Raw genomic sequence first — 19140 nt, 5'->3', positions numbered from 1 at the left:
TATCTAAAGGGACGCCGAGGCCATAGTCGTACGCCCGCCCCGTCCGAGCGACCGGAGCGCGAACCGTACGGCTCGCCCCCGTCGCTGAACCCGTGGCCGTCGGTCGCTGCTGCTGACGAAACACCTATTGAACTCACGGCTCTCGAACGAGTATGTCCACCCCCGACGACACCACCGGGAACGGCGGTGACGACCCCATCTCCGTCCTCTACGTCGGCCGGGACCCGGAGTTCGTCGCCCTCGTCGCGACGGCGCTCGAACGCGAGTCCGACCGGCTCGACGTCCGGGGCGAGACCGCCGTCATCGACGGTATCTCCGTCGTCGAGGACGACGGCGTCGACTGCGTCGTCTCGGAGTACCACCTCCGGGACGGCGACGGCCTCGACCTCCTCACCGCCGTTCGCGCCCGCTCGTCCGACCTGCCGTTCATCCTCTACACCGCCCACGGCGACGAGGCGGTGGCGAGCCGCGCGATTTCGCTCGGCGTCAGCGACTACGTCCGGCGGACCGCCGGCGACGAGGACTTCCACCTCCTCGCGAGCCGCGTGTTCAACGCGGTGTCGCAGTACCGCGTCCAGGAGCGACTCACCGAGTCCGACGCGCACCTCGCGACCGTCTACGGCCGCGTCACCGACGGCATCTTCGCGTTAGACGACGACTGGGCCGTCAGCTACTGGAACGACGCGATGGCCGAGCGAACCGGCGTTCCGGCCGCGGAGGCACTCAACCGCGACTTCCGCGAGCTGTTCCCCGAGGTCGGCTCCGAGATTCACGGGGCGCTCGAAGCCGCGATGGCGTCGGGAGCCACGACGCGACTCGACACCCGAATCGACGCCTTCGACGTTCGCGTCTCGGCGCGAATCTACCCCGACGACAGCGGGGTAAGCGTCTTCATCCGAGAGGTCGCCTCCGATGCCACAGCCGCGGCGGACAGAGCCGGTACCGACGATACGAGCCTCGACGCCGGGGAAGTCGCGGACCGGTGCGACTCCGGAGCCGGAGCGAACGCGGGGACGCGTCTCCCGGGGAGAGACGCCGCCGAGCGCGAGCGCCTCGAACGGGCGCTTCGCGACCTGCAGTCGGTCGCCCGCGAACTCCTCCGCGTCGAGACGAGCGAGGCCGTCGCGGCCGTCGCCGTCGAGGCCGTCCGCGACGTGGTCGGCTGGCCCATCTCGGGCGTGTGGTTCTACGACCCCGACGACGACGCGCTCGTCCCGGTCGCGCAGTCCGACGCCGCCCGGCAGGTGTTCGGCGAGTCGCCCACCCTCCACCGCGACGGCGAGGAGACGCTCATCTGGGAGGCGTTCGACGCCAACGAGGTGCGGGTGTACGAGCGAACCGTCGGCGGGTCGGAGGTGCAGCACCCCGACTCGTCCATCGAGTCTGAGATCCACGTCCCGCTCGGCGAGTACGGCGTCCTCCTCACCGGCGACACCCGTCAGGGGGCGTTCACCGACGTCGACGTCGAACTCCTCCAACTGCTCGCGTCCACCGTCTCGTCGGCCGTCGAGCGGGCGAAGCGCGAACAGACGCTCCGCGACCGCGAGGCCGAACTCGCGGCGGCGAACGAGCGCCTCGACGAGTTCGTCTCCGTGGTCGCACACGACCTCCGAAACCCGCTTTCGGTCGCCAAGGGCTACCTCGAAATCGCGGCCGACACCGGCGACCCGGAGCACTTCGAAAAGATAGAGACGGCGCTCGAACGGATGAACGCCCTCATCAGCGACCTGCTCACGCTCGCCCGACAGGGCTCGCCGGTCACGGAGTTCGAGGCGGTCGACCTCCGGTCGAAGGTCACCCACGCGTGGAGCTTCGTCGCCACCGAGGACGCCCGTCTCGAACCGCTCGACCTCGGCGTGGTCCGCGCCGACACGGGCAGGCTCCTCCAACTGTTCGAGAACCTGTTTCGCAACGCTGTAGAACATGGTTCTACAGGCAGTCGGACTCCATCCGACGACGCTGTGGAACACGGTTCCACAGGCAACCAGACTACGTCTGGTGACGCTGTCGAGCACGGCGCCGCGGCCGCGACCGTGACCGTCGGCCGACTCGACGACGACGCGGGCTTCTACGTCGAAGACGACGGCGACGGCATCCCCGAGTCGCTCCGCGAGCGGGTGTTCGAACACGGGTACACGACCGACCGAACCGGGACGGGCTTCGGGTTGGCTATCGTCGAAAACATCGCCGAGGCCCACGGCTGGTCGGTCACGCTCACCGACGGCACCGACGGCGGCGCGCGCTTCGAGTTCCGCGGCGTCGAGTGGGTCGACATCGACGACGCCGAGTGACGGCGCTCACTCCTGGGCCGCGGTCAGTTTCTCCCTGAGCCGGTCGGCGTCGACGCGGAACTTGAACGCCGGTCGGCCGTCCACGTAGACGTACGGCACTCGCTCCCCGTACTTCTCGCTGAGTTCGTCGTCGGTATCGACGTTCACGAGCTCGATATCGACCGGGACGTCCGTCTCGCCTGCGACCTCGTGGACGGTCTCCTCCGCCTCGTCGCAGAGGTGACACTCCGTGCGCGTGTAGATGATGACGGGGACGGGGTCGCTCATCGCCCGATGTCGTCGCCGCGGCCTGTTGAGTCTTCTCGTCGGGCTCGTCGGGCTCGTTCCGCCGGACGCCCCGCAGGCGCGGGGCCGTTGGCGACGACCGCATCGTAACCCCCGGTGATGCGTGCGAGGAATTCGTGTCACCGGGCCACTACGTTTCGGGTCGCGTCGGGCGCAGAACGTGTCATTAATGTATCTTTTGGCCGATTGGCAGTCGAAATAGAGCCGCAATTCGGGCGTTAGAGTGAAATAAGGGCCTTGGTTTCTGCCGATACTCGTTATTCCGGACGGCGATTCCGGAGGCGAACTGTTAATATAGAAGAAGCGACCAGTCACAAATCGATCGAATCCTCGTATGGCGACAACATCCGAACCCGGACTCTCCGAGACGCGAATTCACGAGGTACTGAGTAACGACCGCCGTCGGATGGCCATCGAGTTCCTCCAAGACGGCGACCTGACCCTCCGCGAACTCTCGGAGCGCATCGCGGAAGCGGAGACCGGGGAGTCGCCGCCGCCGCGGAACATCCGCCAGAGCGCCTACGTCTCGCTGCAACAGACCCACATCCCCAAACTCGCCGAACTGGACATCGTGAACTACGACGACGAGTCGAAGGTCGTCTCGCTGGCCGAGGCGGGCGACGTGACGGTCTACATGGAGGTCGTCCCCGAGGGCGAACTCTCGTGGAGCGAGTACTACGCCGCGCTCGCCGCACTCGGCATCGTCCTCATGATCGCCGCTGCTGTCGGCGTCCCGGTCATCTCCGGCGTCGGCGCGCCCGGTCTCGGCTCGCTCGTCTTCGCCGTTCTCGGCGGCTCCGCGGTCTACCAGCGCTGGACCCAAGAGAACTAACGCTTCGTCGCCCCGCTTTTCTGTCGAGTCTGTCAGTTCAGTCGAACTCGTCGCCGGCCGCACCCCGCCCGCTCGCCGGCCGCTCGCCGCCCGGACACGACGGCGTCGGCGACGACTGGCGACGGTGGCATTTAGTCCTCTCCGCCACGACTCGGCGTATGCGCGACCCGTCCGACCCGAACGGACCGCCGACGGTCTGCGACGAGTGCGGCGCGAGACACTCGTTTCGGCGGCGGTTCGTCACCGGCGGCGGCTGGCGGGCCGTCTATCGGTGTTCTGAGTGCGGTTCCCGTGCGCCGAGCGACGCCGAGTGACCGAGTGCGCCTCGGGAGTGACCGGCGACGACCCGCGGCGCGTCAGCAGTAGGTGTCGCGCATCGTCCGCGCGAACAGTCCGTCTCGGTCGAGCGCGATGGCGACGAGGACGAACTCCTCGTCGAGGGGGCGCAAGACGAACACCTCGCGGGGCGCGTCGGGGACGTCGGCCTCGTCGTCGAGGCGGTCTAAAAGCGGGTCCACGGGGACGACGCCGTCGCCGAACTCGTCGAACAGGTCGCGCGCGCCGGGCTGTTTCGCGAAGACGTAGAGCACGGCGTTCGGGTCGCCGTCGGTGCCGTAGGTGACGCGCGAGCCGATGGCCTCGCCGTCGCCGGTCGCCTGCCACGTCTCGCGGGCGGCCTCGAACAGCCCCGTCGCGGCACCGACGAACCGAAAGCGGGTCCGGTCGCGGACCGACACGTTCGCAAACTGCGGGTCGCCGTCGTCCCACGTCAACGTCGCCTCGATTTCGTTTCCGGGTTCGAGCGCCGAGACGCGCTCTGCGAGGTCGCCGTCGTAGCCGGTCTGTGGCACGTAGGTCGGTGAGTAGGCGTCGTCGGCGTCGGTCTCGACGGCCGGGTCGGTCCAGTCGACGCGCTCCTCGGGGAGTTCGAGCAAGAGGAGTTCGTCTCCGTCGCGCGGACTGCGATAGACCCGGAACCGGCCGGTCGTCGTGACCTCCATGTCGGCGGCTACTGGACGGACGGAAATACGCCTGCCGGTCGCCGCCGGTCGCCGGGCGACCCTACCGCGAGATGCCGTCGCCCTCGTCGGCGACGACGCGCTCGACGTCCTCGGGGTTGACGACCGCGATGTCGCCGTCGACGGTCCGCTTGAGCGACGCCGTCGCCGACGCCCACTGCAGCGACTCGGCCACGCTCCCGCCGTCGAGGTGCTTGGCGAGGTAGCCGCCGACGAAGGCGTCGCCGGTCCCGATGGCGTCGCGGGTCTCCGCCTCGTAGACGCCCTGTTCGGACACCGCTCCGCCGGAGACGGCGAGCGACCCCTCCTCGCCGCGGGTGACGACGACGGTCTCGATACCGTAGTCCTCGGCGAGCCCGCGGGCGACCGACTCGGCGTCGCCGTCGCGCCCGAGGACGGTCGCCGCGTCGCGTTCGGCGGCGAACAGCAGGTCGACGGAGCCGAGCAGGGCTCGGTAGCCCTCGGCCGCCTCCTCGGGCGACCAGAGCTTCGTCCGGTAGTTCAGGTCGAAGGCGGTCGTCGTCCCGGCGTCCTGCGCCGCATCGAGCACGTCGGCCGTGGTCTCGCGGAGCGTCTCGGAGAGCGCGGGGGTGATGCCGCTCGTGTAGCACACCTCGGCGTCGCGGACGGCGTCGAGGTCGGTTTCGCCCGTCTCCAGCGTCGTCACGGCCGCGTCGGCGCGGTCGTAGACGACGTTCGTCGGGCGCGGCGACGCCCCGTGTTCGAGGTAGTAGACGCCCTGCCGGGCGTCGTCGGTCCAGACGACGCCGTCGGTGTCGACGCCGTGGCTCCGGAGTTCGCCGACGATTCGCCGGCCGAGCGGCGAGTCCGGGAGCTTCGAGAACCACGCTGCGTCCCCTCCGAGTCGGGTGGCGGCGACGGCGACGTTCGACTCCGCGCCGCCCGCCTGCACTTCGAGTTCGCGGGCGGTCTCGAGTCGCTCGCCACGCGGCGGCGACAGCCGAAGCATCGTCTCGCCGAAGGTCACGAGTGCTGTCATGGAAGGCCGTTCGCGGGCGCGATATAAACCTCCGGCGTTGCCGTCGAATGACACGCCTGCGGTCGATTCGCTCGCCCCCCGCGCCGGCTCACGCGGCTGTCAATCGCCGGATCAGGTAGATGAACGCGATTGGGATGCTCAGAAACGGAATCGCGACGAGGTAGTACACGGGCGAGGGAACCCAGTCGCTCTCGCGGGCGAGGTCCAGCCGGTCGGCGTGGAGCGCCAGCGGGCCGACGACCACGGCGGCCGCCGTCCCGTAGAGCCGAATCGCCTGCCCGGCCGCGTCGGCCCACGGCGGCACGCTCGGTCCGGTCGCCGCCGTGAAGAGATACGAGACGACGAGCGCCAGCGGCCCGAAGCAGATGCCCAGAAAGACCAGCGGGTTCATCGCCTCCACCGTCTCGGTGCCCCGACTTGAATCCTCGCCGATGCTATCGGTTCCGAGAATCGGAGGTCGGGTCGCGGATAGCGGCGGCAACGCGACCGACCCGCGCCGGCTACTCCTCGCGTCGCCGCCCGCCGTGGCCGGGGTAGTCGCGCTCGAAGCGCGAGGCGATTTCGTCGCGGTCGAACTCGATGATGACCGGGCGACCGTGGGGGCAGGCGTAGGGATTCTCGCAGTCGTCGAGCGCGGCGAGCAGGTCGAGCACGGAGCCCTCCCGGAGCGACGTGTTGCCCGTAATCGAGGGGTAACACGCGAGGTCCGACAGCAGTTCGTCGGCGACGGCGTCGACGGTCTTCCGGCCGCCGTCGGCCTCCTCGCGGACGAACGCCGTCAGCGCGTCGCGGAGCAGTCCGGGGTCGAGCGCGGCGTCGAACACCGCCGGCACGGTCCGCACGGAGACGGTCCGCTCGCCGGTCCGCCCGGCGTGGAAGCCCACCTGCGCCAGCGCCTCGCGGTACTCCTCGAACAGCGCCGCCTCGCGCGCCGTGAGTTCGAGTTCGACCGGTTCGGCCAGCGCCTGCGTCGGCGTGTCGCCTTCGACCTCGCCCTTCAGGCGCTCGTAGTTCACGCGCTCGTCGGCGGCGTGCTGGTCGACGAGGACCAACCCCTCGCCGGTCTCGGCGACGATGTAGGTGTCCGCGAGTTGGCCGATGATTCGCATCGACGGGAGCGAATCGAACTCGGGCGAGAGGTCCGCCTCCTCCCCGGAGAGGTCGCGCTGGGTCGTCGGCGCGGTAATGCGCGAGGGACGACGTGGCGGGGTTTCGCTGTCCGACTCGGTCTCCGATTCGGGGTCGTCGGACGGCCTCGGTGCCTGCGCCGCCTCCGGTTCAGTCTCGTCGTCGGTCGAAAGCGACGACTGCTCGGTCGTCTCCGGTCCCGGCGCGAGGTCGTACTCGCGGGGCGGCGTCGGCGGCGCGGACGCCGGCGTCGAGGGCGAAGTCGAACCGGACGAACCCCCCGAACCCTCGGGCGTCTCGGCGGGCGTATCGGCGTCGCCGTCAGTCGGATTGTCGGTGCCGACTCCCGCCCCACGTTCAGTTGCAGTCGTGGTGTCTGGTCCGGCGTCGTCGGCCGCGTCCGGGTCCGGGTCCGGATTCGACCGCGCGTCCGACTCGCGGGCCTCCCGCGCCGACTGCACGTCCCGCGCGGACGGGGGGTCCGCGTCGTCTGTTTCGCCGGCCGATTCCGCTTCCCGGACCTCGTGGGGGTCCATCGACGCCGCGTCGTCGTCGTCCGGCGAACCGGGTTCGATGGCCGCCTCGTCGGCTTTCGACCGGCCCCGCGGGGCCGACGACCGGACGAGGCCGTGATTCAGCAGGGCGTCTTCGACCGCGTCGGTCACGTCGCGCTTGACGCCGGCCTCGTCGTCCCAGCGGACCTCCATCTTCCGCGGGTGGACGTTCACGTCCACGGCGTCGGCCGCGACCTCGACGAACAGCACCGCGAAGGGGTAGCGGTCGGCGTCGAGTTGGCCGCCGTAGGCGTCGAGGACGGCCTCGCGGAGCACGCGGTCGGTAACGTAGCGGTCGTTGACGAACGTCGAGAGATAGTCGCGGGTGCTTCGGGTCGTCTCGGGGTGGCTCACGAGCCCCGAGACGGAGACGCCGGGGGCGTCGCGGTCGACCGGAACCATCGACTCCGCGACCTCGCGGCCGTACACCGAGAGCACGGTCGACTGGAGGTCGCCGCGACCCTCGGTGGCGAACACCTCGCGGTCGTCGTGTTCGAGCGAGACGGCCACGTCGGGGTTGGCGAGGGCGTAGTGGGTGACGACCGCGTTGACGTGGTCGAACTCGGTCGCCGTCGTCTTGAGGAACTTCCGGCGCGCGGGCGTGTTGTAAAACAGGTCGTCGACCTCGACGACCGTCCCCTCGGGACAGCCGGCGGGCCGAATCGACTCGACCTCGCCGCCCTCGTAGTTCAGCTCTGTCCCCACGTCGCCGCCGCGGGGCTTCGACCGGATGGTCAGCCGCGAGACCGCGCCGATGGTGTGCAGCGCCTCGCCGCGGAAGCCGAGGGTGCCGACGCCGGCTTCGAGGTCCTCGATGTCGCCGATTTTGCTCGTCGTGTGCTCGCGGACGGCGAGTTCGAGGTCCTCCTCGCTCATGCCGACGCCGTCGTCGCGGATGCGGACGCCCTCCACGCCGCCGGCGTCGACGGCCACGGAGATGCGCGTCGCGTCCGCGTCGAGGCTGTTTTCGAACAGCTCCTTGACGACCGAGGCGGGTCGTTCGACCACCTCGCCGGCGGCGATGCGCTGGATGGTCTTCTCGTCGAGCTGTTTGATGTCGCTCATGCGCCGTCACCGCCGTCCAGTTTCGACTGCCAGGCCTGCACCTTCGCCATCAGGTCCAGCGGCGACGTGTCGTTCACGTCGGTCGCCCGGAGTTCGTCGAGGACGGCTTCGGCCTCCGGGTCCACCGCGGCCCCGGACTCGGTCTCTGTCTCGGCGTCGGCCGCCTCGGTGCTCGCCCCGGCGAGCGCCCCGGCCGACCCGTTGCCCGTCGCGCCGTTCGCGGGCGCGCCGGAGCCCGCCGAATCGCCGGCGGCGTCGCCGCCCCCCGCGACGTTCATCTGTCCGCTCCCCACGTCGAAGACGGCCTGTACGGGCTCCGAGGTTCCGGACCCCTTCGCCTCGATGGCCTTCTCCTCGCGGAGCCGGTCGAGCACGTCGGCGGCGCGGTCGACGACCGGGCGCGGAACCCCCGCCAAATCGGCGACGTGAATCCCGTAACTCCGGTCGGTCGGGCCGTCGACGACGGTCCTGAGGAAGGTCACGTCCCCGTCGCGCTCGTCGGCCGCGACGTGGACGTTGGCGACGCGGTCGAGGTGGTCCGCGAGGGTCGTCAGCTCGTGGTAGTGCGTGGCGAAGAGCGTCTTGGCCCGTATCTCGTTATGCAGGTATTCGGTGGCCGCCCACGCGATGGAGATGCCGTCGTAGGTGGCGGTTCCGCGGCCCACCTCGTCGAGGATGACGAGCGAGTCCTCGGTGGCCGAGTGGAGGATGTTCGAGAGTTCCTGCATCTCGACCATGAACGTCGAGCGACCCTGCGCGAGTTCGTCCAGCGCGCCGACGCGGGTGTAGATGCCGTCGACGACGCCGACGGTCGCCGAGCGCGCGGGGACGAAACTGCCGACCTGCGCGAGGAGCGTGATGAGCGCCGCCTGCCGCATGTACGTCGATTTGCCGGACATGTTCGGCCCGGTGACGATGAGGAAGCCGCGCTCGTCGTCCATGCGGAGGTCGTTCGGGACGAAGTCGGTCGTCGTCTCCACGACCGGGTGGCGACCGGCCTCGATGTCGAGCGCCCCGGCGTCCGTGAGTTCGGGGCGCGTCCAGCCGTTGCCGGCGGCGTGGGTCGCGAGCGACGCCAGCGCGTCCACCTCGGCGATGGTCCGGCCCACGTCCTGTAAGAGTTCGGCGCGCCGGGCCACGCGCTCGCGGAGGTCCTCGAACAGTTCGTATTCGAGGTCGCCGCGGGCCTCTTCGAGCCGGAGCACCTCGCGTTCTTTCTCCTCTAACTCCTCGGTGACGAAGCGCTTTGAGTTCTTGAGCGTCTTTATCTGCCGGTAGTGTTCGGGCACCTGGTCGGCGACCGACTTGCCGACCTGGATGTAGTAGCCGTCGGTCTTGTTGCGGTCGACGGTGACGTGCGAGAGGCCGTGGTCCCGCTTTTCGCGGTCGGCGAGCGTGTCGAGCCACGACTTCGCCGACTCGTGGCGCTCGATGAGGGCGTCGAGTTCGTCGTCGTAGCCCTTCTGGAACAGCCCGCCCTGCGTGACCGTCTTCGGCGGGTCCTCGGCGAGCGCGTCGGCGAGGTCGGCGCGGAGGTCGGCCGCGGCGTCCCGGTCCGGCCGCGAGACGACTTCCGCGAGCGGGGAGTCCGCGAGTTCGGTCCCCTCGATGGCGTCGGCGAGCGCGGGAAGCACGGAGAGGGTGTCCCGAACCGAGAGCAGGTCGGACGCGCCGGCGCTCCCGGACGCCGACCGGGAGGCGAGCCGTTCGAGGTCGTACGCCCCGTCGAGCACCTCGCGAACGCGCTCGCGGGCGAGGGCGGCCGCGGCGAGCGACTGCACGGCGTCGAGTCGGCGGGCGAGTTCGTCGCGGTCGCGCCGCGGTCGGGTCAACCACTCCCGGAGGAGGCGGCCGCCGGGAGAGGTGACGGTGTGGTCTATCGTGTCGAACAGCGACCCCGAGCGGTCGCCGTGCATCGTCTCGATGAGTTCGAGGTTGCGCTGGGTGGTCGCGTCGAGTTCGAGCAGGTCCGAGGGGTGGTAGACCTGCAGGCGGGTCATCGACCGGAGGACGCCCGCGCCCGTCTCCTCGACGTAGGCGAGGACGCCGCCGGCGGCGCGGGTCGCGAGGTCGGAGTCGAGACCGACGCTGTCGACCGTGGACGCGCCGAACTGCTCGCGGACGGCGTGGCGGGCGCGACCCGGCGCGAACGCCTCGGTGGAGAAAAGCGAGAAGGAGGCGTCCGTGGCCTCGCGCAGCCGAGAGAGCGTCTCGTCGTCGCCGCGCAGTTCCGGGCCGGGGAGGACTTCGACGGGGGCGAAGCGGTAGAGTTCGGCCGCGGCGTCGTCGACGGTCGCGGCCTCGGTGACGAGGAACTGGCCGGTGGTGATGTCGGCGAACGCGAGGCCGACCCCGTCGCCGTCGGTCACGACGGCCGCGAGGAACTGCGCGTCGGCGCGCGACGTTTCGAGGAGCGTCCCCGGCGTGACGACGCGCTTGATTTCGCGGCGGAGGTCGCCGGACTCGGTCTCGTACTGGTCGGCGACGGCGACCCGGTAGCCGCGCTCGACGAGCGCCTTGAGGTAGGGCGTCAGGTCGTTCAGCGGCACGCCCGCCATCGGATACGACGACCCGTGCGAGGACTTCTGGGAGACCTTGAGGTCGAGTTCGCGGCCGACGGTCTCGGCGTCGTCGGCGAAGAACTCGTAGAAGTCGCCGCACTGCATGGCGAGCAGGTCGGCGTCGGTCTCCTCTTTCAGCGAGAGGAACTGTCCGACGATTCCCTGAGTAGTCATGTCCGCACGTGGGCGGGCCGGCGGATAAAACGCTACGATGCCCCAGTCGTGAGGGAGTGCGAGCGCCCCGAAACTGACCCCTCGGCGCGACGACTCGCTCGGCTGTTGCGTGGTAGCACATCCATATCTCGTGTTCGATGTTGGACAATCGTCCCAAAAATACAGCGTATGATAATCGGCGGCCCAAAATTATATACGGGAGTTGTCTCGGGAAATCTGTGACAGCAAGGTACGACAGACGAACGTTTCTCCGCACCGCCGCCGGCGCGGTGGGGCTCGGCTCGCTGTCCGGGTGCGTGGGGACGTTCGGAACGGAGTCCGGGGAGCCCGTTCGATTCGGGGCGATGTTGCCCGTCAGCGGGTCGCTGGAGCAGGTGGGAGTGCACGGCAAACGCGCCGCCGAGCAGGCGGTCGAAGACATCAACCGCGCGGGCGGCGTGCTCGGGCGGCCGGTCGAACTGACCACCGTGGACACGGAGGGGTCCGCGTCGGTCGCGACGGACGGCTACGCCTCGCTGGCCGACGCGGGCGTCGTCGGCTTCGTCGGCGGCCTCGTCAGCGACGTGTCGCTCGCGCTCGCCCCCGAGGCGGCCGACGACGCCGTCATGGAGATGAGTCCGGCGAGCACGAACCCGCGGCTCTCGGAGGCCGGGCGCGCCGACGGTCGGAAGTTCTTCGGCCGCACCGTCCCGAGCGACAGCCTGCAGGCGACCGCGATGGCGAAGATTCTCGACGCGCCGCAGTACGCCGACGCCGACCGGGTCGCCGTGCTCACCGTCGACGGGGCCTTCGGCTCCGACCTCGGCACCGCACTCGGCGACCAACTCGACGCGGAGGTCGTCACCGAGGTCAGCTACGACCCGGCCGCGGACGACTTCGGCGGCGTCGTCGACGAGGTGTTCGCCGACTCGCCCGACGCGGTCGGCTTCGTCAGCGTCCCCGGACAGGAGGGGGGCGTCCTCGACGCCTACGGCGCGTCCGACTACGAGGCCCCGTGGGTCTTCTCGGCCGGCCTGTTCGACGGCGAGATTCCGCCCTACTACGAGGGCTTCTACAGCGCCTCGCTGTCGTCGGTTCGGACTGACGGCTACTTCCACCTCTCCCAGCGGCTCTCCGACATCGCCCCGCTGCAACCCTACGCGGCGAACGCCTACGACGCCCTGTTCCTCATGGCGACCGCGGCGGAGTACGCGGGCGAGGCGTCGGGTCCGGCCATCGCAGACGCCCTGCAGACCGTCTCGGGCGGAACCGGACACACCGTCTCTGTCGGCGAGTTCGACCGGGTTCGAACGCTCGTCGACGCCGGCCGCGAACTGAACTACCAGGGCGCGTCGAGCGGGGTCGACCTCACCGAGGCGCTCGAACCGCTGAGTTCGTACCTCGTCGAGCGGGTCCACAACGGCTCGGTCGAGCAGGTCGAACTCCTCCAGCGCCAGTTCTTCGAGTCCGGAGGTGACCAATGAACCCGTTTTCGCGGCTGACGAGCCTCCTCGAACGGGCGCTTCCGAACGTGATTCGCCGCCGCTACGCGGCGAAATTCGGGGTTGTGCTCCTCCTCATCGCGCTCGTCATGGGCGGCGCGGGCGCGTACATCCACTTCGACACCAAGTCGGTCGTCGAGTCGCAGACCGAGTCGCAGATTCGCGGCGCGGCGGCGACGGAGGCCAAGTCGGTCGCCGACTGGGTGACCTCGAAGGAGTCCACCGTCTCGTTCCTCGCCGAGTCGCTCGCGGACCAACCGGCCGGGACTCCGTCCGCCGACCACCAGCGGTGGCTCGAAGGGAAGCTCATCCAACTCTCCGGCGACGTTCGCTCGCTCCACTACGTCGACGCCGACACCGGCGCGGTCGTCGCGAGCACGACCGACAGCGCGACCGGGCAGTCGCTCGACTCGCTGTCCGCGCCGTGGGCCGACGACGCCGCGTCGCTGGCGTCGGGCCAGTCCGTGACCGTCACCGAGCCGTACGAGTCCGGCGGCGAGCCGGTCGTCGCGTTCGCCGCGCCCGTCTCCGGGGCCAACGGCGCAATCGTCCTGACGGCGTCGCTCGCAGCGGGCTCCCACCAGTTCGAATCGCCCTACGCGACCGGCGACACCAAGGTCGTCTCCGAGTCGGGAACCATCCTCTTCGACAACCGGAAGGCGTCCATCCTCGACCAGTACGCGGCCGCCGACGGCTCGTCCATCGAGGTCATCGACGCGGCGCTGTCCGGCCAGACCGGCTACGAGGTCGTCTCCGCCCGCACGGGCATGGCGTCCGGCGAGTACGCGATGGCGTACGCGCCCATCACCGGCACCGACTGGGTGCTCACCTACCACGTCCCGGCCGACCGGGCGTTCGCGCTCCAGTCGCAGGTGACGACGAACGTGATGCTCCTCGTCGCGTTCGGCGTCGGCGCGCTGTTCCTCGTCGGCGCGACCATGGGCCGCGGCACCGCGCGGTCCCTCTCGGTCGTCGCCCGCAACGCCGACGACATCGCCAACGGCGAGGTCGACGGCGACCTCCCGAACACCGCCCGCATCGACGAGATGGGCCGGCTGTACGACTCCTTCGAGTCGATGCAGTCGTACCTGACGACCGTCGCCGGGCAGGCCGAGGCGCTCGCGGACAAGCGCTTCGACGACCCCGTCCTCGACGAGGACATCCCGGGGTCGTTCGGCGAGTCGATGGGCCAGACGCACACGGAACTCGAAGCCCTCATCACCGAACTCGAAGCGACGGCCGCCGAGTTCAGTGAGACGATGGCGGACGCCGCCGACGGCGACCTCACGCGCCGGATGTCGGAGGACGCCGACAACGACGCGATGAACGAGATGGCGCGGTCGTTCAACGACATGGCCGACGAGCTCGAAGCGACCGTCGCGGAGGTCGTCGAGTTCGCCGAGACCGTCGCCGCGGCCAGCCAGGAGGTCACCGCGAGCTCCCAGGAGATAGAGCGCGCGAGCCGACAGGTCAGCGAGTCCACGCAGGTCATGGCCGAGGGCGCGCACGAACAGCGCGAGAACCTCCGGCAGACGACGAGCGAGACGAGCAACCTCTCTGCGACCATCGAGGAGGTCGCCTCCTCGGCGAGCGAGCTCGAACGGACCGCCCAGCACACCCTCGAAGCGAGCGAGGACGGCCACGAGGCGGCCGCCAACGCCATCGACACCATCGAGACCGTCGAGACGCAGACCCGCCGGACGGTCGACCGCATCGAGGACCTCGAAGGCGACATGGCCGAAATCGGCGACATCGTCGAACTCATCACCGACATCGCGGAGCAGACGAACATCCTCGCGCTCAACGCGAACATCGAGGCCGCCCGCGCCGGCGAGGCCGGCGAGGGCTTCTCGGTCGTCGCAAACGAGGTCAAGGAACTCGCCGGCGAGACCAAGGCCTCCGCCGAGGAAATCGAGGCGACTATCGAGGAGGTCCAAGCGAAGTCCGCGGCGTCCGTCTCCGAGATGCGCGAGACGCGCGACGCCGTCGACTCCGGCGTCGACGCGGTCCAGACGGCCCGCGACTCGCTCGACACCATCGTCGAGAACGTCCGCGAGACGACCGACGGCGTCGACGAAATCAGCCGGACCACGGACGAACAGGCCGCCTCGACCGAGGAGGTCGCGTCGATGATGGACCGCGTCTCCGATATCAGCGACGAGACCGCCGAGCGCGCCGAGTCGGTCGCGGCCGCGGCCGAAGAACAGACCGCCTCGCTCAGCGAGGTCTCCGACGGCGCGGACCGTCTCGCTACCCAGTCCGAGCGGCTGATGTCGCTCGTCTCCGAGTTCACCGTCGACCACGACGCCGCCGACCGCGACGGCGCGTTCGCCGACGCAGACGCCGCGTCGACCGCCGAACTCGACGCCCCGGCGACCGACGGCGGTCTCGACGCAGACGGCCGTTCCGACCGCACCGACGACGGCCGTTCCGACAGACTCGACTGACGCCGCACCCGTCGCAGGGCACCCTGCGACCCTCCGAACGACTCGTCCCCCATTCGGCCCTCCGGTCCTTCATCCGGCCCTCTCCGGTCCCTCACTCGGCCTTCCTCGGTCCCCATTCGGCTCTCCCGCCCGACGACCGCGTTTCTCGACCGTTCGTTCTCCGTCTCCGTTCGCCAGAAAATATCACTTTCATATCACCCAATATCAAATATGATATCTCGGAGCGTAGCGTTATACCGGCAATCCGCGTGAGGTGGACGTATGGACCTGCTTTCGCGACTCGCGGCGCTGGTCCCGGGGGTCGGGGCTCGGACGCGGACCGACGGTGGCGCACAGGCTGACGAACGAGGGACGGTCGCGCTGGCGGCGGAGCGACTGGACACCGGTAGCCTGCTCGACGGCGTGGGAATGCCGGTGTTCGTCCTCGACGCCGACGGCCGGGTCATCACGTGGAACGGCCCGATTACGAAACTCACGGGCGTTCCCGCGGCGGAGGCGCTCGGGTCGGAACACGTGAGCGAACTGTTCTACCCGGACGGCCGGCGGGCGAAGACGCTCGCCGACAAGGTGCTCGACGACCCGCGGACCGCCGACGAGGTCCACGGGCTCGACGTGGTCGACGAGGGGAGCCGGCTCTACCGCGACACCAGTACCATGACCGACCGACACGGCGCGGACCGGCACATCGCTTTCACCGCCCAACCGCTGTTCGAGGGCGACGAACTGGTCGGCGTCGTCGAGGCGGTCCACGACCGGACCGACGCCGTGGAGAAACAGCGGGCGTCGGAGGCGCTCGTCGACGAGGTCTCGACCACCATCGGGAGCCTCACGGCCGGCGACCTCTCGGCCCGCGCGTCGTTCGCGGACGACCGCGGCGTCCTCAACGACGAGACGCTGGCGGTCGTCTCGGACCTCAACGAGATGGCGACCCGGTTCGACCGCCTCGCCAGCGAGGTCGACGCCACGACGGCCGACCTCGGCGGCGCGATTCAGCGGGCCGCGACCGCCGCGACCGACATCGAGTCGCAGGTCACGGAGCAGGCGGACCTCCTCTCGACGGGCGCAGAGGAGATGCAGGACCTCTCGGCCAGCATGGAGGAGATAGCGGCCACCTCCGACGAGGTCGCGTCGGCGGCGAATCAGGCCCGCGCGGCCGCCGAAAACGGGCAGGAGGCCGGCCAGAGCATCCGGTCCGCGACCGACCAGGTCATCGACATCTCCGACGAACTGCTCGACAGCGTGACCGAACTCCAACAGCGCATGGTCGTCATCGAGGAGGTCGTCGAGGTCATCGCGGAGGTCGCAGACCGGACGAACCTGCTCGCGCTCAACGCGAACATCGAGGCCGCCCGCGCCGGCGAGGCCGGCGAGGGCTTCTCGGTCGTCGCCGACGAGGTCAAACAGCTCGCGAACCAGACCCACGAGCACACGGAGGAAATCGCCGACAGCATCGCCGAGATTCAGGAACAGGCCGACGAGACGGTACTGGCCTCCGAGCAGTCCCACGAGCAGATTCAGGTCGCCTCCGGCGAAATCGAGGACGTGCTCGCCTCGCTCTCGGAAATCGCCGATGCCGCCGACTCCGCGGCCAACGGCGTCACCGAGGTCGCCCGCGCGACCGACTCGCAGGCGACCAACATCGAGGAGGTCACGACCACGATTCAGGTGGCCCAGGAACACGCGACCGCGGCCGAGGCGTCGACGACCGACATCACCGACGCGACGGCCGACCAGACGGTCGCGCTCGACGCGCTCGCCGACCGGGTGGACGCCCTCGTCGGCGGCGACGCGGCGGCGGTCGAGGAACTGGACGCGATGGACTTCGACGAGGTGGTCGACGGCGCGGACGCCGACTCGGTCCGCGCGGCGACCGACGGCGGCTCTGCGGACGAGTTCGGCGGGTTCCAGTTCGACCGGTAGCGCGACCGACTCGGGGCGTTCGACGACGCCGCGTTGGAGTTCTCTTCTCAGTCGAGACTGATTGCGCAGCTCTCGACGTAGTCGATGTCCTCGATGGAGTCGACGCCGCCCTCGCCGCAGACGGGGCAGTCCGGGTTCTTCCGGTACGGGACCGTCTCGAACGTCATGTCCATGGCGTCGTAAAACAGGAGCCGGCCGTCGAGCACCTCGCCCTCGTCGAGGAGGAGCTTCATCGCTTCCGTCGCCTGAATACAGCCGACCGTCCCGGGGAGGACGCCGAGGACGCCGGTCGTCGCGCAGTCGGGGACAGTCCCCGGTTCGGGCGCTTCGGCGAACAGACACCGGTAGCACGGCCCCTCGGGGACGAGCGTCGTCGCCTGCCCCTCGAACTTGTAGATGGCTCCGTGGACCAGCGGAATATCCTCGAAGCGACAGACGTCGTTGAGGAGGTAGCGCGTCGGGAAGTTGTCGGAGGCGTCGACCACCACGTCCGCGCCCGCGAGAATCTCGTGGACGTTCGACTTGTCCACGCGGGCTTCGACCGGCTCGACCGACACGTCGGGGTTGAGCCCGCGGACGAACGCGGCGGCGCTCTCGGCTTTGGCCACGCCCACGTCGTCGTCGCGGTGGATGACCTGCCGCTGGAGGTTGCTCCGCTCGACCACGTCGTCGTCGACGACGACGAGTTCGCCGACGCCGACCGCCGCGAGGTACTCGATGGCCGGCGCGCCCAACCCGCCCGCGCCGACGACGACGACCCGCGCCGAGAGCAGTCGCTCTTGGCCCTCCGGGCCGACCTCGTCCATGATGATGTGCCGCGAGTAGCGGTCCAACTGGGTGGCGTCGAGTGAGAGCGTCATATCCCGAGGTTGGCGTCGGCCCCGAATAAAGCCGCGGCACGGGCGGACCGGTTCCCGTGGCCCGGGTCGCGGACCGCTGTCTCCGACGACGACATCGCCGGAAGCGACGCGCCTTTGACGCTCCGCCCGTCACGTCGGGTATGGTCGCCGAGACGACGCCCGACGAACTACGCGAGAGACTGGCCGACGACGAAGACATCGCCGTCGTCGACATTCGAGACCCCTCGTCGTACGCGTCCGGACACATCCCCGATTCGGAGAACCTCCCGGCGGCGACGCTCGGCCCCGAGGTGTTCGACCGCGAGTGGCCCGCCGAGGTCGTCGTCTCGTGTTACGTCGGCAAGAGTTCGAAGCAGGTCGCCTCGGTGCTGGACAGCAACGTCGACGCCGACGTGTCCAGCCTCCGCGGCGGCTTCGACGCGTGGGACGGCGCGGTCGAAGACGGGTCCGAGGGCGAGGCGGACCTCGGACCCACGTCGCCGTTCTGAGTCGCCGACGGGGTTTCACGACTGCTCTTCTCGACTCGCAGAGCGACGCCCGAACCTACGCCCCGGGAACCGCGACGGGCGACCCCCGCCGCCGGTTCCGGTTTCGGAGGTAGAAGACGAAGACGGCGAGGCCGCCGAGCACCGGCAGGAGGACGAACGCGACGAAGAACCCGACCGCCCACATGTCCGCCGTGTCCATCGCGCGGCGCTTCGCGTCCCGGTATATCCACGTCGCCCCGAGGACCGCGGCGGCGAGGAGCAGCGGTCCGCTGATTTCGATACTGACCATGCAGTCGTGTCAGTAGTCCGGAGCGGCCGGAATAAGCGTACGGGCCGTCGATTCCGACGGCGACGAAGCCGCGGCTCGGCGGTCGATAAAGAGAGGAGATTGGCGCGGTGCGCGGGGCGTTACTTGCCGCGGCCGTTGCCGGCGCGGATGGACGGACGGATGTGCTCCGTGCCCTTGCCGCGGTTCTGGAGACCGCGGTTCTTCTTGCCCGCGTTGGTGAGACCGCGGAAGGCGCGGCCCTCGTGGGTGTCGTCGCAGATCCAGTTGAGGTCGTCGTCGTTCTGGATGGCCGGGTGCTCGGGGTCGACGAGGATGACTTCCTGCCACTTCTGGGAGCCGTCCTGTCCGACGCCGTAGGAGTTCAGCACGCGCAGGTTGGGGTGCTTGCGAGAGGCGCGCTCCTCCGCGATGCGCGGGATGGACTTGCGGCGGCCGATGCGGTTGACGCCCTGGCGCTTCGTGCGGCGGCCGGCCTTGTGGCGCTGTTTGCGCGCGCCGCCCTTGCGGACGGAGACGCGGACCACGACGATGCCCTGCTTGGCCTTGTAGCCGAGCTCACGGGCCTTGTCGAGGCGGGTGGGGCGCTCGATGCGCTCGATAGCGCCCTGGTTGCGCCACTCCTGTTTTCGCTGCCACTGGAGTTCGGCCAGCTTGCCTTCCTTCGGGGTCTTCCACGCTTCCTTGATGTGGGAATAGAAGCTTCGTGCCATTGTATATCACCGCGGGCGCTTGCGATTCAGTCCGTC

General features: G+C 69.6%; 16 protein-coding genes. 7 read left to right on the top strand and 9 right to left on the bottom strand.

The window, feature by feature from the left end; genetic code table 11:
• Positions 1–152 precede the first annotated feature (152 nt).
• Entirely contained in the window at positions 153–2291 is a 2139-nt protein-coding gene (locus DEQ92_RS06225) for an ATP-binding protein (protein ID WP_115820568.1), read from the top strand.
• 6 nt (positions 2292–2297) lie between these two features.
• Here DEQ92_RS06225 and DEQ92_RS06220 read toward each other — a convergent pair whose 3' ends face one another.
• Entirely contained in the window at positions 2298–2558 is a 261-nt protein-coding gene (locus tag DEQ92_RS06220) for a glutaredoxin family protein (protein WP_115820567.1), read from the bottom strand.
• A gap of 352 nt (positions 2559–2910) precedes the next feature.
• Here DEQ92_RS06220 and DEQ92_RS06215 point away from each other — a divergent pair, with 352 nt between their 5' ends.
• Both DEQ92_RS06215 and DEQ92_RS23790 read left to right on the top strand, forming a co-directional pair.
• Positions 2911–3408 (top strand): hypothetical protein, encoded by a 498-nt coding sequence (locus DEQ92_RS06215; protein WP_004973284.1) that lies wholly within the window; start codon positions 2911–2913, stop codon positions 3406–3408.
• 158 nt (positions 3409–3566) lie between these two features.
• A complete protein-coding gene (locus DEQ92_RS23790; RefSeq protein WP_004973279.1) occupies positions 3567–3722 on the top strand; it encodes a hypothetical protein in 156 nt (51 codons plus the stop codon).
• Between the two features lie 42 nt (positions 3723–3764).
• On the opposite strand, the gene DEQ92_RS06210 is transcribed toward DEQ92_RS23790, so the two are convergent.
• From DEQ92_RS06210 to mutS, 5 genes are all read right to left on the bottom strand, one after another.
• On the bottom strand, positions 3765–4409 hold the full coding sequence (locus tag DEQ92_RS06210) for a DUF6663 family protein (RefSeq protein ID WP_115820566.1): 645 nt from the start codon (positions 4407–4409) through the stop codon (positions 3765–3767).
• Between the two features lie 61 nt (positions 4410–4470).
• The gene (gene kdgK1, locus DEQ92_RS06205; protein WP_004973274.1) at positions 4471–5427 is read right to left on the bottom strand and encodes a bifunctional 2-dehydro-3-deoxygluconokinase/2-dehydro-3-deoxygalactonokinase; all 957 of its coding nucleotides are present in this window, start codon (positions 5425–5427) and stop codon (positions 4471–4473) included.
• An 88-nt stretch (positions 5428–5515) separates the two neighbouring features.
• Positions 5516–5818 carry a hypothetical protein gene (locus DEQ92_RS06200; RefSeq protein ID WP_115820565.1) on the bottom strand — a complete coding sequence of 101 codons (303 nt, stop codon included), beginning with the start codon at positions 5816–5818 and terminating at the stop codon, positions 5516–5518.
• A 109-nt stretch (positions 5819–5927) separates the two neighbouring features.
• The gene (gene mutL / locus DEQ92_RS06195) at positions 5928–8174 is read right to left on the bottom strand and encodes a DNA mismatch repair endonuclease MutL (RefSeq protein WP_115820564.1); all 2247 of its coding nucleotides are present in this window, start codon (positions 8172–8174) and stop codon (positions 5928–5930) included.
• Complete coding sequence (gene mutS / locus DEQ92_RS06190) at positions 8171–10909, bottom strand: DNA mismatch repair protein MutS (RefSeq protein ID WP_115820563.1); 2739 nt, start codon at positions 10907–10909, stop codon at positions 8171–8173. Before mutS ends, mutL begins: the two co-directional genes overlap by 4 nt.
• Before the next feature lie 284 nt (positions 10910–11193).
• On the opposite strand from mutS, the gene DEQ92_RS06185 reads away from it, so the two are divergent.
• The 3 genes from DEQ92_RS06185 to DEQ92_RS06175 all read left to right on the top strand — a co-directional run bounded on the left by DEQ92_RS06185 (position 11194) and on the right by DEQ92_RS06175 (position 16757).
• Positions 11194–12372: an ABC transporter substrate-binding protein gene (locus tag DEQ92_RS06185; RefSeq protein ID WP_394325149.1), complete on the top strand. Its 1179-nt coding sequence runs from the start codon at positions 11194–11196 to the stop codon at positions 12370–12372.
• Positions 12369–14837, top strand: a complete 2469-nt coding sequence (locus tag DEQ92_RS06180) for a methyl-accepting chemotaxis protein (protein ID WP_115820562.1) — start codon at positions 12369–12371, stop codon at positions 14835–14837. The genes DEQ92_RS06185 and DEQ92_RS06180 overlap by 4 nt, the downstream gene beginning before the upstream one ends.
• Before the next feature lie 261 nt (positions 14838–15098).
• Positions 15099–16757, top strand: a complete 1659-nt coding sequence (locus tag DEQ92_RS06175) for a methyl-accepting chemotaxis protein (protein ID WP_004973266.1) — start codon at positions 15099–15101, stop codon at positions 16755–16757.
• A gap of 47 nt (positions 16758–16804) precedes the next feature.
• Here DEQ92_RS06175 and DEQ92_RS06170 read toward each other — a convergent pair whose 3' ends face one another.
• A complete protein-coding gene (locus tag DEQ92_RS06170; RefSeq protein WP_115820561.1) occupies positions 16805–17617 on the bottom strand; it encodes a molybdopterin-synthase adenylyltransferase MoeB in 813 nt (270 codons plus the stop codon).
• Positions 17618–17757: 140 nt separating this feature from the next.
• Here DEQ92_RS06170 and DEQ92_RS06165 point away from each other — a divergent pair, with 140 nt between their 5' ends.
• Positions 17758–18105 carry a rhodanese-like domain-containing protein gene (locus tag DEQ92_RS06165; RefSeq protein WP_004973262.1) on the top strand — a complete coding sequence of 116 codons (348 nt, stop codon included), beginning with the start codon at positions 17758–17760 and terminating at the stop codon, positions 18103–18105.
• 55 nt (positions 18106–18160) lie between these two features.
• Here the strand turns inward: DEQ92_RS06165 and DEQ92_RS06160 are convergent, their stop codons facing one another.
• On the bottom strand, positions 18161–18394 hold the full coding sequence (locus DEQ92_RS06160; RefSeq protein WP_115820560.1) for a hypothetical protein: 234 nt from the start codon (positions 18392–18394) through the stop codon (positions 18161–18163).
• Positions 18395–18513: 119 nt separating this feature from the next.
• A complete protein-coding gene (locus tag DEQ92_RS06155; protein WP_050458643.1) occupies positions 18514–19104 on the bottom strand; it encodes a 50S ribosomal protein L15e in 591 nt (196 codons plus the stop codon).
• Positions 19105–19140 lie beyond the last annotated feature (36 nt).

Source organism: Haloferax sp. Atlit-6N (assembly GCF_003383195.1).
GTDB lineage: Archaea > Halobacteriota > Halobacteria > Halobacteriales > Haloferacaceae > Haloferax > Haloferax gibbonsii.
This window is presented reverse-complemented; position numbering and strand designations above follow the sequence as displayed.

Bases quoted from the DNA above. Each gene is read 5' to 3' on its own strand.
- DEQ92_RS06225 (WP_115820568.1), top strand. From the start codon at position 153: ATGTCCACCCCCGACGACACCACCGGGAACGGCGGTGACGACCCCATC.
- DEQ92_RS06220 (WP_115820567.1), bottom strand. From the start codon at position 2,558: ATGAGCGACCCCGTCCCCGTCATCATCTACACGCGCACGGAGTGTCAC.
- DEQ92_RS06215 (WP_004973284.1), top strand. From the start codon at position 2,911: ATGGCGACAACATCCGAACCCGGACTCTCCGAGACGCGAATTCACGAG.
- DEQ92_RS23790 (WP_004973279.1), top strand. From the start codon at position 3,567: ATGCGCGACCCGTCCGACCCGAACGGACCGCCGACGGTCTGCGACGAG.
- DEQ92_RS06210 (WP_115820566.1), bottom strand. From the start codon at position 4,409: ATGGAGGTCACGACGACCGGCCGGTTCCGGGTCTATCGCAGTCCGCGC.
- kdgK1 (WP_004973274.1), bottom strand. From the start codon at position 5,427: ATGACAGCACTCGTGACCTTCGGCGAGACGATGCTTCGGCTGTCGCCG.
- DEQ92_RS06200 (WP_115820565.1), bottom strand. From the start codon at position 5,818: ATGAACCCGCTGGTCTTTCTGGGCATCTGCTTCGGGCCGCTGGCGCTC.
- mutL (WP_115820564.1), bottom strand. From the start codon at position 8,174: ATGAGCGACATCAAACAGCTCGACGAGAAGACCATCCAGCGCATCGCC.
- mutS (WP_115820563.1), bottom strand. From the start codon at position 10,909: ATGACTACTCAGGGAATCGTCGGACAGTTCCTCTCGCTGAAAGAGGAG.
- DEQ92_RS06180 (WP_115820562.1), top strand. From the start codon at position 12,369: ATGAACCCGTTTTCGCGGCTGACGAGCCTCCTCGAACGGGCGCTTCCG.
- DEQ92_RS06175 (WP_004973266.1), top strand. From the start codon at position 15,099: ATGGACCTGCTTTCGCGACTCGCGGCGCTGGTCCCGGGGGTCGGGGCT.
- DEQ92_RS06170 (WP_115820561.1), bottom strand. From the start codon at position 17,617: ATGACGCTCTCACTCGACGCCACCCAGTTGGACCGCTACTCGCGGCAC.
- DEQ92_RS06165 (WP_004973262.1), top strand. From the start codon at position 17,758: ATGGTCGCCGAGACGACGCCCGACGAACTACGCGAGAGACTGGCCGAC.
- DEQ92_RS06160 (WP_115820560.1), bottom strand. From the start codon at position 18,394: ATGGTCAGTATCGAAATCAGCGGACCGCTGCTCCTCGCCGCCGCGGTC.
- DEQ92_RS06155 (WP_050458643.1), bottom strand. From the start codon at position 19,104: ATGGCACGAAGCTTCTATTCCCACATCAAGGAAGCGTGGAAGACCCCG.